Source organism: Shewanella baltica, assembly GCF_900456975.1.
Lineage (GTDB): Bacteria > Pseudomonadota > Gammaproteobacteria > Enterobacterales > Shewanellaceae > Shewanella > Shewanella baltica.
In genome coordinates this window covers 2,005,805-2,020,843 of the sequence record NZ_UGYM01000002.1, presented here as the reverse complement: position 1 = coordinate 2,020,843, position 15,039 = coordinate 2,005,805, and the positions used below count along the sequence as shown (strand labels likewise).

General features: G+C 45.8%; 12 protein-coding genes. 2 read left to right on the top strand and 10 right to left on the bottom strand.

The genetic code is table 11. The annotated features are described in order from the left end of the window. Window positions 1-47 precede the first annotated feature (47 nt). From DYH48_RS09035 to DYH48_RS24070, 10 genes are read right to left on the bottom strand one after another with little or no spacing between them, the layout of a single operon-like run. Window positions 48-1,097, bottom strand: coding sequence for a protein-glutamate methylesterase/protein-glutamine glutaminase (locus DYH48_RS09035; protein ID WP_115334568.1), 1,050 nt, complete (start codon window positions 1,095-1,097; stop codon window positions 48-50). Window positions 1,098-1,100: 3 nt separating this feature from the next. Continuing rightward, a complete protein-coding gene (cheD, locus tag DYH48_RS09030; protein WP_006081683.1) occupies window positions 1,101-1,721 on the bottom strand; it encodes a chemoreceptor glutamine deamidase CheD in 621 nt (206 codons plus the stop codon). Then, on the bottom strand, window positions 1,708-2,553 hold the full coding sequence (locus DYH48_RS09025; RefSeq protein WP_172481169.1) for a CheR family methyltransferase: 846 nt from the start codon (window positions 2,551-2,553) through the stop codon (window positions 1,708-1,710). Before DYH48_RS09025 ends, cheD begins: the two co-directional genes overlap by 14 nt. After that, on the bottom strand, window positions 2,554-4,548 hold the full coding sequence (locus tag DYH48_RS09020; RefSeq protein WP_115334567.1) for a methyl-accepting chemotaxis protein: 1,995 nt from the start codon (window positions 4,546-4,548) through the stop codon (window positions 2,554-2,556). It lies immediately after the preceding gene. Window positions 4,549-4,553: 5 nt separating this feature from the next. After that, window positions 4,554-5,066, bottom strand: a complete 513-nt coding sequence (locus DYH48_RS09015; protein WP_006086733.1) for a chemotaxis protein CheW — start codon at window positions 5,064-5,066, stop codon at window positions 4,554-4,556. Window positions 5,067-5,076: 10 nt separating this feature from the next. Further along, window positions 5,077-7,263 carry a chemotaxis protein CheA gene (locus DYH48_RS09010; RefSeq protein WP_115334566.1) on the bottom strand — a complete coding sequence of 729 codons (2,187 nt, stop codon included), beginning with the start codon at window positions 7,261-7,263 and terminating at the stop codon, window positions 5,077-5,079. Between the two features lie 17 nt (window positions 7,264-7,280). After that, a complete protein-coding gene (locus tag DYH48_RS09005; protein ID WP_006086735.1) occupies window positions 7,281-7,646 on the bottom strand; it encodes a response regulator in 366 nt (121 codons plus the stop codon). A gap of 3 nt (window positions 7,647-7,649) precedes the next feature. After that, window positions 7,650-9,383: a SpoIIE family protein phosphatase gene (locus DYH48_RS09000; protein ID WP_115334565.1), complete on the bottom strand. Its 1,734-nt coding sequence runs from the start codon at window positions 9,381-9,383 to the stop codon at window positions 7,650-7,652. Between the two features lie 8 nt (window positions 9,384-9,391). Beyond that, a complete protein-coding gene (locus DYH48_RS08995; RefSeq protein ID WP_006086737.1) occupies window positions 9,392-9,676 on the bottom strand; it encodes an STAS domain-containing protein in 285 nt (94 codons plus the stop codon). Between the two features lie 14 nt (window positions 9,677-9,690). Next, complete coding sequence (locus DYH48_RS24070; RefSeq protein ID WP_115334564.1) at window positions 9,691-10,833, bottom strand: methyl-accepting chemotaxis protein; 1,143 nt, start codon at window positions 10,831-10,833, stop codon at window positions 9,691-9,693. A gap of 276 nt (window positions 10,834-11,109) precedes the next feature. Here DYH48_RS24070 and DYH48_RS08985 point away from each other — a divergent pair, with 276 nt between their 5' ends. Together DYH48_RS08985 and DYH48_RS08980 are read left to right on the top strand one after the other, a co-directional pair. Next, window positions 11,110-13,815 (top strand): acetate--CoA ligase family protein, encoded by a 2,706-nt coding sequence (locus DYH48_RS08985; RefSeq protein ID WP_115334563.1) that lies wholly within the window; start codon window positions 11,110-11,112, stop codon window positions 13,813-13,815. Window positions 13,816-13,910: 95 nt separating this feature from the next. Beyond that, complete coding sequence (locus DYH48_RS08980; protein WP_011979494.1) at window positions 13,911-14,939, top strand: IS110 family RNA-guided transposase; 1,029 nt, start codon at window positions 13,911-13,913, stop codon at window positions 14,937-14,939. Window positions 14,940-15,039: the final 100 nt, after the last annotated feature.

Genomic DNA, 15,039 nt, shown 5'->3' with positions numbered 1-15,039 from the left:
TCACCACCATATTGATGGTTACTTTTGAACTTCATTAAAAGCAGCAATCACAGTGAGCTTAAGTGGTTGATAAGTTTGCTCGGCATCTGCGACAACTCCACCACATAATCCACCGCGCGGCACTTTATCGCTTCCCTTGGCATGCCAAATACCACACAACTTTGTTCATCTTGGGCAAAAGTGGTGACGCCTTTTTGATGCAGCGCCACCATGCCTTCGGCGCCATCTTTGCCCATGCCAGTTAAAATCATCGCGCTGATATTGGGCGCGGCACATTGGGCCAAGGTCATAAACATCACATCGACCGAAGGTCTGTGGCCACTGACCTTTTCATCTTGGGTTAATTTGACTTTATAACTACCACCCACTTTGATGATCTCAAGGTGATGATCTCCTGGTGCAACATAGGCATAACTGGGTAAGAGTCGTTCCCCATGCTCCGCTTCTTTAACAGTGATCCGTGACTGTCGGTTTAAACGTTCCGCAAAAGTGCGGGTAAACCCCGCTGGCATATGTTGGGTGATCACTATCGGTGGCATAGCCGCAGGTAAATGCTGTAATACATACAAGATGGCTTCGGTGCCGCCTGTAGAGGCGCCTATCGCAACTAGATGTTGTGTCAGGGTTGCATTGGCCAATACCGGCCGCTTACTCGACACTGGTCGTACTGGCTCAACAAATTTCTGCGGCTTGATGATTTTGGCTTTCGCGGCGGATTTGATTTTATCTAAAATAAAATCCTGATAATCATGGATACCTTGGGGCGAGTCTAATTTTGGTTTAGGGATAAAATCCACCGCGCCTAAGGCCAAGGCATTAAAGGTCGCATCCGCGCCCTGCTCGGTTAACGAGGAAATCATCACTACCGCTGTGGGTCTGGCTTTCATCAAGCGGTCCAGAAAGGTTAAGCCATCCACTTTAGGCATTTCGATGTCTAAGGTGATCACATCGGGGCGAAATTGATTCACCAGATCCTTGGCCTCAAAGGCATCGGCAGCTTGCCCAACCAGAGACAGTTCAGGATCAGCCTCAATCATTTTACCGAGTAGGCTGCGCATCAGCGCGGAATCATCAACAACTAGCACTTTGATCGTCATAACTTAATCACCAAATAGTTCAACGTCACCGCCCGTGGGGAGATTACGAACCCGTAAGCGGTACTCGCTTTCTCGGTCAAGAATCGTGCTGTTATGCATGGTTTTAATTTTGCGAACTTTCACTTTGCCCGTATGGGGGAAAAAATACACTTTGCGCGGATACACATCGAGTAAATCGGCGGCCATTATGGGGATGTTTTCCAGATTGAGGTATTCAATCACAAACTCGGCATTACGCTCGCCAATGTTGTGCACGGTAAAGCCACGTAACATATTGCCCCCCCCAAACACTTTCGCTTCGAGTGAATTGCGCTGCGCGCCAAGCTTGAGCAAGTCATTGATTAATAGCTCCATTGCATATACACCGTAACGTGCTGAGTCAGCGAGTACCCCAGTGCAATTGCTGTTATCGCTTGGCAATAAAAAGTGATTCATCCCGCCAATTTTGAGCTTAGGATCATACAAACACACGGACACGCAGGAGCCAAGCACTGTCACTATCATGGTGTCTTCACGGGTCGCAAAATATTCGCCGGGTAAGATTTTCACCGCATCGCAACCAAAATGATGGTCATGATAGCGATTCGGCTCTGTAATGGCATATTCGATATTAGGTTTTAGCACTCATGAGCCCCTTCACTGGCCGATAGGTTGTTTGGCCAACGGCAGTGATGATTTGCGGGAACATGTTAAAATTTTCCGAATGTCCCGCTATATAAAGCCCATCCTCGCTGAGGGAGTTCATCATGTGTTTTAAAATGACTTCCTGTGTTTCTTTATCGAAATAAATCATCACATTACGGCAAAAAATCACATCGATTGGCGTTTTTAACGGCCAAAATGAATCGAGTAAATTGATGCGGGTGAACTTGAGCATTTGTTTTAATTCGGGCACCACGCGCACATTGCCCAACTGTGAACCGCGTCCGCGGTGAAAAAAACGTTTCTTGCGGATATCGCTAACAGTATCAATCCGGTCTAAGGGATAAATACCCATTTCAGCCTTTTTTAGTACGCCGCTGTCGATATCGGAGGCAATGATCTCGATAGGCGTTTTAAAACTATTAAAATGCTCAGCGACAGCAATGGCGATCGAGTATGGTTCTTCTCCTGTGCTACTGGCCGCACACCAGATCCTGCGGGTATCTGGATTATCGATTAAATATTGCTTTAACACCTCAAAGTGATGCGGTTCCCTGAAAAAAGCCGTTTGATTGGTGGTTAACGCATTAATAAATTCTTGGTGTTCGTTTTCATGGCTTAACAGATACTCAAAATAAGCCGAGAATCCGGCTAATTTCAATGTCCTGATCCGCCGCACTAAACGGCTATACACCATAGCATCCTTGCTATCGGCGAGTTTGATCCCTGCTAAGCGGTACAGCGTCGTCCGCGCAGTATTAAAGTGCACCGAGGTATAGGCAAACTCTCGCTCCAATGGTTTGTTTTCGCTCAATTAAAATTCTTCCCATTCATCTTGATCTTGCTTCATGGGCTTCATCGCATTGGTTTTAGGTTTCTCTGTCACCCTTGATTTTGCCATAGGTTGAAGCTGCTTCATGGGTTTCATCGCCTTAGCTTTGGGCGCCGCTAATCTCGCGTTGCTCTGCCTTGGGGCTTCATCCTCATCGTCTACACGAAAACTTGCAACACTGTCTGAGAGTTGCTGTGCTTGGGATTGCATGCTTTCAGCGGCGGCGGCCGCTTCTTCAACCAATGCCGCATTTTGCTGTGTCATTTCATCCATTTGCACCACAGCTTTGCTGATTTCATCAATACCGATTGCCTGCTCATTAGACGCTGAGGCGATTTCCGCCATGATGTCGTTCACCCGTTTAATGGCGATGACGATTTCCTTCATGGTATCGCCGGACTTACCGACAAGGCTGTTGCCACTCTCGATTTTAGACACGGAATCCGAGATCAATGCCTTGATATCTTTAGCGGCATTGGCCGAGCGTTGGGCTAAACTGCGCACTTCTGATGCGACTACAGCAAAGCCACGCCCTTGCTCACCCGCCCGCGCAGCTTCAACAGCGGCATTAAGCGCTAAGATATTGGTTTGGAATGCAATGCCATCGATAACACCAATGATGTCGGCAATCTTACGCGCCGATTCATTAATCGATGCCATGGTCTGTACGACTTGCTGGATAAGCTCACCACCGTCCACTGCCACTTCCGAAGCTTTAGAGGCTAAGGCATTGGCTTGGCTGGCGTTATCCGCATTGAGTTTCACTGTACCTGTGAGTTCCTCCATGCTGGCGGAAGTTTCTTCTAGGCTCGAAGCTTGCTCTTCGGTGCGGCTGGATAAATCGGCGTTGCCTTGGGCAATTTCTGCTGAGGCAGTATTAATGGTATCCGCCGCTCGTTGAATATCTTGGATCATGAAGGATAGCTTTTCAGCGGTTTGATTTGAGTAGTTTTTCAAATCATTAAAAGTGCCTTCATAATCGTTATAAATGCGGGTAGTCAGATCGCCATCCGCCAGCGCCATCAGTACGCGCGCCACATCTTGCAGTCCACGGTCCGAGGTTTCAATTAACGAATTCAAGTTGTTCGCCAGCATCAGGAAGAAACCTTGCTTGCCTTCGGTGTCCGCCCTTTGGGAGAAATCACCCGCTGCTGCTGCGGTCACAATGCGGGAAATCTCTTGCTCAGTTTGCACTTCAATGGTGCGGTCGAGCCATTCAACCACAGTCCCTAAGCGCTCGCCTTCTTTTGACACTATGGGGCTAGCCGTTAAACGGAAATGGCAACTAGCGACCTTAATCAGCGATTCATATTTACGGTCTAATTTATCAAGTAAACTCGCTTGGTGGGCAGGATTACGATGGAAGATATCCATCGAGCTGCCGAGGATTTTATCCACGGAAAAGTGTGGTAAGGCCTGCCTAATTTCGTGTTCAGACTGGCGTAACATGGCTTCGACCGAGCGATTCATATAAATGATCGTACGGTTAGCATCGGCGATCATGACGTTGGTACTGGTATTGTTGAGCGCTTCCATAATGCGCTGGGTTGCGCGCTCGGCTTCAATACTTTCGGTGCGATCTATCCACTCGACACCTGTGCCTAAATGCTTATTTTCAGCCGTGATAATCGGCGTCAGAATCAACCTAAAGGTACGCTTGCCAATGGTGATTTGTGCAGTATGGGACTGAGTCAAACGCTCTAATAGGTTGCGTTGATGCGCTGGATTTTTATGGAAAATATCAATATTACTGCCGATCAGTTTAGCGACCGAGAATTGGGGTAACTCTTTACGAATATCGTCCTCGGCCTCTTGAAGCAAGCGGACGACGGCTTTATTCGCATAGATGATATTGCGCTGACTGTCAGCAATCATGAAGCTGTTGCCACTGTTATCGAGTAGCTGAAAATAGCGCTGACGCTCTTCATCCCTTTGTTCACGCGCTTCATCATTGCCAAAAAATTTGAAGATACTCATTATTGTTACTCCTGATCAGTCAGACTATTTGCATCAATTAGACCCAGCTCATCACTGCTGATCAGAGCCTGAATATTTACTAAAATGATCATCTTATCCTCGACTGTGGCTAAGCCTTTGAGATAGCGACTATCGAACGCCACACCAAATTCTGGTGCGGGTAAGATCTCCTCCGCTGATAGCTTAATCACATCGGATACGGCATCGACCACTATGCCGACAATGCGCTCGAACACGTTGAGCATAATGACGATAGTGAACTCGTTATAAGTGACTGCTCCAACAGCAAATTTCATCCGTAAATCCACTATGGGCACTATGTCACCGCGTAGATTAATCACGCCTTTTATAAAGCTAGGGGCGTTGGCAATTTTGGTGACTGACTCATAACCGCGAATTTCTTTCACAGACATAATATCGAGGGCATAGTGCTCTTCGCCCAGCATAAAACTCAAAAACTCCACCTCATCATGGGAGTTGTATTCCACTTTGGCAGTCATAGTTGATCGACTCTCCATGGCTATTTCCTTAATTTTTTATGTGCAGAGCGAGCGATTCGACATCGAGGATCAAAGCGACGCTGCCATCGCCCATGATGGTGGCGCCGGAAACTCCGGGGATCCTGCGATAATGTTTTTCAAGACTCTTGATCACGACTTGCTGCTGGCCAACTAAGGCATCAACGCACAGGCCAAAGCGCTTGTGGTTGCTTTCGAGCAATACCACTATGCCCTCTTCAGGGCTCTTCGCATTGGGCTCAATTTCCATCAGCTGATAAAGGTTAAGTAGAGGTAAGTATTCTTCACGTACTTTTAAGAGTCTTTCTTTGGCTAGAAATTTGAGTTGTTCAGTTTGCGGCTGAATGGATTCAATGATGTGCACTAAGGGCAAAATGTAGATCTGATTTCCCACAGAAACTGTCATACCATCGACAATCGCCAGCGTAAGTGGCAATTGGATTTCAAAGGTTGAACCTTGACCCTCAGTGGACTCAATATCAATGCGTCCGCCTAAGGCTTCAATATTACGGCGCACCACATCCATACCGACACCGCGGCCAGACACATCTGTGACTTCCAGCGCGGTTGAAAATCCTGCGGCAAAAATCAATTGCCAAATTTGCTTGTCGCTACTGTTATCAGCCACTTGCAAACCGTTTTCCCGCGCCTTTTGAATAATGCGCTCACGGTTTAACCCCGCGCCATTATCATGCACAGCGATAACAATATTGCCACCCCTTTGGCTGGCTTTTAGGGACAATACGCCCACTTCGGATTTACCCGCTGCTAGTCGTTTCTCTGGTTTTTCGATGCCGTGATCTAAGCTATTGCGCACTAAATGGGTCAGCGGATCGACAAGCTTTTCAATCATGCCCTTATCAATTTCTGTGTTGCCACCTTCAATCACGAGATTGACGTTTTTACCCAGTTGCTCAGAAAGATCCCTCACCAAACGATTGAAACGGTTAAACACAAAAGATACCGGCAGCATACGCACCGACATCACAGCTTCTTGCATCTCACGGGTATTACGTTCCAATTCATTAAGTGCAGTCTTAAGGCGTTCGCCTAAATCGCCCGTCATTTCATTGCCAATAAGCGTTAGCATGGACTGAGTGATCACCAGCTCGCCCGCTAGATTGACCAGAGTATCTATTTTAGAAGTTTCGACCCTTAAGGTGGCATCCTGAGCCGACGCGGCTGGTTTTTTAGCCGCTGCTTTCACTTCTGGAGGCGTATTTTTTGGTATAGCGGATGAACTGAGTGCCGCATTTGAATTTGTTGCATTTGAATGGGGTACAGCAGGCGAGCTAGGGTTTACAGAAACACTCGCGGGAACACTTACAGCAGGCGACACTTTGGCGTCAGTAACGCTCTCTTTTTCTTTAAATATGCGGTGTTTTGCTTGGCAGCTATCTGCGTTGACTTCAGCTTGATTGGCAACTGTGGTGGGTTTAACTACCTTAGGCGCTACTGGCTTTGAGCTCAGTAACTCGATTTCATTGGCGAAGGATTCCGGCGTTAATGCCTCAAAAAAGCCAAAGCCTAATTCATCATCGGATGTGAAATCAATGGGCTCTGCCGCTTTCTCAGTATTGCTTACATCATTTATGACACTTTGTGCGCTGATTTCTTCGGCTTGATAAGCCTCTTCAAAAAAGCCAAAGTCTTCACCTTCAATAGCAATATCGCGAGCCATTTCATCTTCAAAGAATCCAAAACCCTGATCTTCCACCTTCTCCACTGACTCGGCTTGGATAATGGGAAAAATCGGAGCATTAGCAGCATCAGTGCCATTGCGTACTGCAACCGATGAGCTAAAAGACTCGCCATTTAACGCTGCGACCAGCTGACTTTTACTGTACTCCACCTCCTGCCAATCAATCTGTTCTTCTTCGCGGTACAGGCTCAATATATGAGATAGCGTATCAACGGTACTCAGCAGTAAATCGATAATCGATGAGGTGAGTTGGAAGTTGCCCTTACGGGTTTTATCTAGCAGGTTTTCCATCACATGGGTGACACTGGTCAGTGCGGTAAAACCAAAAATACCGCTGCCACCTTTAATCGAGTGGGCGGCACGGAAAATAGTGTTCAGTTCTTCAGGATCGGGAGAAGCAAGGTCCAATGCCAATAGCAATTGTTCCATATTTTCAAGATGTTCATGACTTTCTTCAAAAAAGACCTGATGGAACTCGGCCATATTGATGGACATAGTGCACCCCGTTGCAGTTAACCCAGCACTTTTGCCGTAATAGCCAACAGCTTTTGAGGATCAAAGGGTTTTACCATCCATCCCGTCGCACCTGCCGCTTTTCCTTGCGCCTTCATGTCATCGCCCGCTTCCGTCGTAAGCATAATGATCGGAGTTCGCATAAATGCCGACATAGCACGTAAGGATTTAATTAAGGTCAGCCCATCCATTCGCGGCATATTCTGATCAGTAAGAATAAAATCAAATTTTTGCCCGTTACAGATATCGAGGGCTTCTCGACCATCTTTGGCCAGCACCACTTGATAGTTAGCCGATTTAAGGGTCGCTTCGACCATTTGTCGAATCGCAGCGGAATCATCAACAATTAATATTTTTTTACTCATGCGCTATTCCATTATGACTTTAGTTATATTCCCTGGGGGTACTAATTCGTAGGTCTTAGATAATGTTTTCACCAGTGAGAGACCGCGACCAGACAACTGAGGAATGTCAGCAATGATGTTCTCATTACCCGTAAAACCTTTTCCACTGTCGCTCACACTAATATGTAACTCGTTTTTCGATGAGCGCCAGATAATGCTCACTTTCACCCAATCGTTTGATGTAAGTCTGTCAGCAAAACTGTCCCTAATACTATGGTACAGTTCGAAGCCTTCTGGATCGTTTTTTAGCCGTGAATCTAATTTTAGTACACCATGGTCAATGGCGTTGCTAAATAACTCTGCGACGACAGTAAAAACCCGTTGGCAGAAATGAGTGGCAAAGCCAAATATGCTTAAAAATTGATTTAATGAGCTTAAATAGTCAGCGCTGAGTAACATAGGTCCGGCGATGCTGACATCCCAACAAAACTCACCGTCCATAATAGATTGCACTCGGCTGACTTCTCGACTTTGATGCCAACGGCTTAGTTTCTCGAAATCTAAAGTGCAAATCGTAATATCATCTGCAATATTTTCAGCAGAGCAGTACTCATGCATATTTTCATTCAAATAATGGGTAAGACCACCGGATAAATTAATAAACAACGCTTTTAATTTATCAATACCAAATGGGCGTTCTTCATGGGTATATTGCTCAATTAAACCGTCACTAAAAAGACAGGCATGGCCATTAATCGGTAAATCAACGGTAAAAATATCAGCAATAAAAGTATGTGGCGGCAATATACCCAGTGCCATATTGGTCGATTTAAATTGTTCTATCGCTTTATGGCTATCTGAACTTAAAATATGTCGTTCTTCAATATCAGTATTCGGTAACTTGGCGTGTTCATCAGCCTGAATATACACAGGCGGCATACCGCCATTCCAAATGTGTAATTTATTGCGATTAAAATCGGCTTCCAAAATAATACAGGCTACGAATCTGTCTTCTGGATTCTCGCGATGAACCTTAGCATTCAGCTCGTAGATCAGCGTTATTAAAGAAAACCCCTTTGAAACCATGGCTCTAAATGTGCTCGCGACGCGCATAATCGGCATGGCTGCACTCAGGCCATGACCCGTTGAATCGGCGAGAATTAAGAAGAAATTGCCATTAGGTGCCATGCCATTAAGGATAATATCACCACTAAAATTGGCACTTGCTTGGCAGTAGGTCTGCACAAAATCAAAATCAGTATTATCAATATTAACTAAGTGCTCAAACAAATGCCGGGCCATGTGTTCTTCTCTGGCCTTCTCATAAAGCATTTTTTCGAGTTCAATTCTTTGTTGTTCGACTTTATGTTGTAGTTGCACACGGCTAAGTAAGCATTCAACTTTATACCAAAATATTTCAACGTTGATCGGTTTAACGACAAAATCTAATACCCCCATACTAAAACACGCTAACACGTTTTGGCTTTCTTTAGTCTCACTCATCACAATAACAGGCGTTTCTTGTTTTTCCTCGTTCAACTTATTCAGTAACGCTAGTGCAGTGCCATCTTTGAGCCAGTAGTTAATCAGGATTAAATCAACCGTATTTTGCGTTATTTCAAAAAATACCTCCTCGAGATCATTACAAACAATCACGTTGTAACCTTTACTATGAATAAAGTCACTGATCCTCTGACTCGCAATAGCATCATCATCGACAACTAATATAAAATGTTCAGGCTGAGTAAGTGATACCATAACGAGTGTTACTCTATGATGTATATTTTCTGCATATTGGCGATGTCTAGGATTTCATTCGCCTGTCCATGTGCCCCTTTGACAGATGTTGAAATATGTAATTCCTGCGCCTTTCGATGCAGCAGTACCATCATGCCTAAAGCAGAACTGTCCAAATAAAGCACTCGGCTAAAATCTAAAATAATATGATTAACCTCTGGGAGGGTTAACATCTCTTGATAATCACTGGTAAATTTCTTGTGGTAATAAAAGTCAAAGCGCTCTGGCAATGAAATAACTTTAATATTTGACATTATGCTATCCCTAATTAAAAGAGTTCAATTTCACCACAGGTTATTTGATCCCTCGATACGGGATTATGCGTCTCCTGGCGTCGGCGACTCATTTGTGTCGAAATGTCATCACCTTGAATGCCAAACTCCTGTTGTGACATAGTGGCAACACGATTGAGGGACTCTTTTAAATGGCTTAAGGATTGATTGGTATAAATCAGACTTTGGGAGGTGATATCACTGAACTGCAAGCCACGGATCGTATCTGAAATGGCCTGTTCGAGTTCATGTGCCGATGAATCTATGCGTTCGATCACTTGAGAATCCTTCTCTGCTTTAACGATAATCTGCCTTAGCGCAGTATCAATATCCTTCTTTGCATCTATGATATAAGTCATATCTTGTGCAGCAACTTTACTTACGTGTACGGTTAATTGCTCAATCTGAGTTTGAATCGATCTAAGCTGTTTTTGAATGCCTTCACTAAAGCCTGCACTGCGAGTGGATAAAGCCCGCACCTCATCGGCCACAACCGCAAATCCCCTGCCCGCATCACCCGCCCGCGCCGCTTCAATTGCCGCATTTAAGGCGAGTAAATTGGTCTGGGAAGAGATCTGATCTATATCCTGCAAAGCTTTCATCGCTTGGGGCATAGACTCATAGATGAGGTTCACTTTCTCCAACAACTCCATGGTCGATGCCGACATTTCTATGGTGGATTGAATAAAGCGCTCTAACGTCATAGAGGTATTATTGGCAAATTGTTTCATTTGGTCTGAATGGAATAACTCAGCATCGTCAGTGCTTTGAACAAGAGCTGAAATGAACCCTGTTTGCTCGGTCATTAATCGCCCTAAGCCATCAAACGATTCTCCCAGCAGATTGACCGCATCGCCCTGCACCGCAAGTACGCTGTCAATATTAGATCCACAACTGTTGAGTGTGGTGATCGTTTCTTGATATAGACTGACGTGAGCTTGCCAATCGGCGGCAAGTTGGTTGTTTGAAGACTTATCATCATGCTGTTGAACTGACTGCATTTGCTTGTGCTGATAAAATTGCCACAGCAACATAATCAACACAGAAATAATCGGCCCCATCGCCCACAAGGTGATTAAACTCAGCAAATATCCAAAGCTTGCCGCGAGCAACGCAACGACCCCATCCTTGTATGTCATATGGACTTCACAATAATTGTACAGTGATTAAAAAGTAGTTTCATATTGGGTGATTTTCAAACATGAAAGTGAAATTTTTCACATTGTTACGTGTCGCAATGTGGAAAATGCAGTTATCCCGCTTGAAATCCTCAGTATTGGGCACCAATCCTCAGTAAATCGCTGTAAATTCATGATTTACTAATAAACTTGCCTTTATAGAACCCGAAACTTAACTGTGCAGTATTCATACCCTAGGTTACACTGGAAGCGTCATTGATTGGGATGGAATCGCTTATGAGTCAACGTACATTACACTCCTTATTTAAACCGACTTCCGTAGCCATTATCGGCGCTTCGAATACCGAGAAACGCGCGGGTAATGTGCTGATGAAAAACCTGCTCTCCAGTGGTTTTTCTGGGCCTATCATGCCAGTCACCCCTAAATATCGGGCTGTGATGGGCGTGCTCGCCTATCCCAATATTGAAGCGTTACCCATCAAACCCGATTTAGCCGTTATCTGTACCCGCGCTTGCCGTGTGCCCGCCATCGTTGAAACCCTGGCGCAATTTGGTTGTAAAGTGGCGATTATTATGGCGTCGGGCATGGCGCAGGAATTTAACGAAGATGGCGTGAGTCTGCTCGACCTGACCATGCAAAATGCCAAGCGTTACGGGATGCGTATTCTGGGGCCAAACAGCTTAGGTATGTTGCTGCCGCCATTGGGATTAAATGCCAGTTTAGCCCATGCCAGCGCCCTACCGGGTAAAATTGCCTTCGTGTCTCAATCGGCCGCCATTTGTACAACAGTACTCGATTGGGCTAATAACAAAGGTATTGGCTTTTCGTCCTTTATCTCTCTGGGCGATGCCACCGACATTAACTTTGACGAATTGCTCGATTACCTTGGCCGCGACAGTCGCACCAGTGCCATCATGCTTTATATCGATTCTGTGAATGAGAAACGCCATTTTCTCTCCGCTGCCCGAGCCGCCTCACGCAATAAACCGATTTTGGTGATTAAATCTGGCCGCAGCGCCGAAGGTGCCCGCGCCGCAAAATTGCATACGGGCGGTGTTGGCGGTAACGATGCCGTGTATGAAGCGGCATTTCGCCGTGCGGGTATGCTGCGGGTTAACGACTTAATTGAACTGTTTGCCGCGGTTGAAAGCCTTGCGCATTCCAATCCGCTGCAAGGTGAACGCTTAGGGATTATCAGTAATGGTGGTGGCCCCGCGGTATTAGCGGTGGATGAACTCATTATGCGCGGCGGTAAATTGGCTGAATTGTCAGATGACACCATAGCGAAATTAGAGGCCGTGTTACCTAATACTTGGTCAAGGCAAAATCCCATCGATATTATTGGTGATGCGAACGCGTCACGATATGCTAAAGCCTTGACTATCTTGATGGATTCCAATGAGCTGGATGCCATTTTGGTATTACACTCACCTTCGGCGCTCGGTGAAAGCGTTGAAATCGCCGATGCCTTGATTAGCGTGATCCACGCGCACCCGAAAAAGAATCGCCTTAATATTTTGACCAACTGGAGCGGCGAAGACTCAGCCTATCAGGCGCGAAAACGCTTCACTAAGGGCGGCATATCCACCTATCGTACGCCCGAAGGCGCCGTGGGTGCTTTTATGCATATGGTTGAATACCGCCGTAACCAAAAACTGCTGCAAGAAGTACCGCAATCGATCCCCGACAATATTCCTACCGATAGCCACACGGCGCGCAAATTACTGCAAGCGGCTCAAGCGAAAGGTAAATCTGTACTCGAAACCCACGAGGCAAGTCCTATTTTGCGTGCCTATGGGCTTAACACGATAGACACTTGGTTTGTGAAAGATGCCGATGAAGCGGTCGCCATCGCTAATGAAGCGGGCTATCCCTTAGCATTAAAAGTGCAGTCTCCGAATATCTTGCATAAGTCCGATGTGCACGGGGTGATGCTCAATTTAACCTCGGCCGAAGATATCCGCCACGCCGCGAGTGCCATTACCCAGAGGGTGCATCAAGCCAATCCTGAAGCCATTATCGAAGGCATGATAGTGCAAAAGATGGCGTTGACCGCTGGCGCACAGGAAATCCGTGTTGCCGTGATAAGCGATCCTGTCTTTGGTCCAGCGATTTGTTTGGGTGAAGGCGGTTCTGAATGGGACCCTACAAATGACGCCGCCGTTGCCCTGCCGCCACTGAATATGGCACTGGCGCGTTACATGGTGATCCAAGCGTTAAAGACCCATAAGTTGAAGGACAGGCATTTACCGCTCGGTTTAGACATGAATGCCCTGTGCGTGATGCTAACGCAAATATCCCACATCATTATCGATTGCCCCGAAATCGCTTCGTTGGATTTAAACCCAGTATTAGCCGCGGGTGAAAACATCACTCTGCTCGATGTGAATATCCGTTTGCACGATGCCAATGCCGACAGTTCATCGCGCATGGCCATCATGCCGTATCCGAAGGAATTAGAAGAAGTTGCCGAGCTTAAAAATGGCCTAAAGGTGATGCTAAGACCGATTCTTCCCGAAGATGAGCCCAAGCATTTGGCCTTTGATAATTCGTTATCCGATGAAGACAGATACAAACGTTATTTTGGGGTGCGATCGAAAATGACCCATGAAGAAATGGCGGTATTAACTCAAATCGATTACGCCCGTGAGATGGCCTTTATCGCCACCGCCAAAGGCCCCGATGGGGATGACATCACCTTAGGTGCAGTACGGGCTTCCATCGACCCCGACAATACCGAGGCCGAGTTTGCCATGGCAGTGCGCGGCGATCATCAAGGTATAGGTTTAGGTAAGTTGTTGCTCGAAAAACTGATTAAGTATTACCAAGCTAACTACACGCCTGTGCTCACCGGCTTTACCATGTTCGAGAATCGCAATATGGCCAGCCTTGCCAAGAGTCTCGGTTTTAAGGTGACCTTCGACATGGAGGAGCATTTGATCAAAATGCATATGGATTTAAAACCGCCCAGTGATAAATAGCGGCTATCTGTAGTGATGTGATGGACGCCTCAGCACCTAAGCTTGCAGTATTATGCCAAGCTTGAAGCTGACAAATAGTTCTGGAGGTTTCCATCATGGATATTAAAGTTATTGGTATCGATTTAGCCAAAAATGTTTTTCAAGTTTGTGTTTGTCTTATGGATAACTCAGTCATGACTAACAAAAAGGTTAACAGAAACAAGCTGCTCGATAAAATTAGACAATTCCCCGAAGGTAGTCTTATTGCTATGGAGGCCTGTGGTACGGCGCATTACTGGGGAAGACAATTTCAAGCTCTTGGTTATCAAGTGCAATTGATCCCTGCTCAACATGTTAAGCCATTTGTTGCAAACCAAAAGAATGATGCCAACGATGCCCTCGCTATATGCGAAGCGGTTTTCAGACCTAATATCCACATGGTTCCAGTTAAAACTGTTGAGCAACAAGACATTAAAGCATTACGTTGTGTACGTAGTCGTCTCGTTCAAAATCGAACCGCCATGGTCAATCAAATTCGAAGCCTAGCGAGCGAGTCTGGTGTGATCTTCTCTGTCGGCAGGTTGCAATTACAAGCGTCACTTAGCCGTATTTTAGCAAATAATGAGCATGAACTGTCTCATACGCTTCATTACCTGTTAAAACTTTTATATGAAGATTTATGTGTTTTAAATGAGAGAATTAATCAAATCGAGCGCGACATTAAAGCGCTATGTCAAATCCAACCTCGCTACAATGCATTGCTGTCGATCCCTGGCTTTGGACCATTAGTCACAGCAAGCTTTATGAGTGAATTAGGTTCGGGTCATCAATTTAAAAATGGCCGGCAATTATCTGCATGGTGTGGCTTAGTGCCATCGCAATCGAGTTCTGGTGGAAAAGTTCGACTAGGATCGATCACGAAAAATGGCAGCTCAGAACTACGTGTTTTACTCATCCATGGCGCCAGAGCCGTTGGCCGATTTGCGAGCAAACGTGATGATAGACTTGGGCGATGGTTTAATGCACTTGCGTTAAGGCAAGGTCGACACAAAGCCGTTGTCGCATTGGCCAATAAAATAGCGCGTATAGGATGGCGGATCCTCACGAGTAACGATAATTTCGACGTTAATAAAGCGTTTGCGTAAGACGTTAAGCATCACGTAAAAGTTTACATGCACTGATGAATAAACGGTCAACCGTACCTATTAGAGCCTGACTTGACCAAGGCATTAAATGCCGATGTAG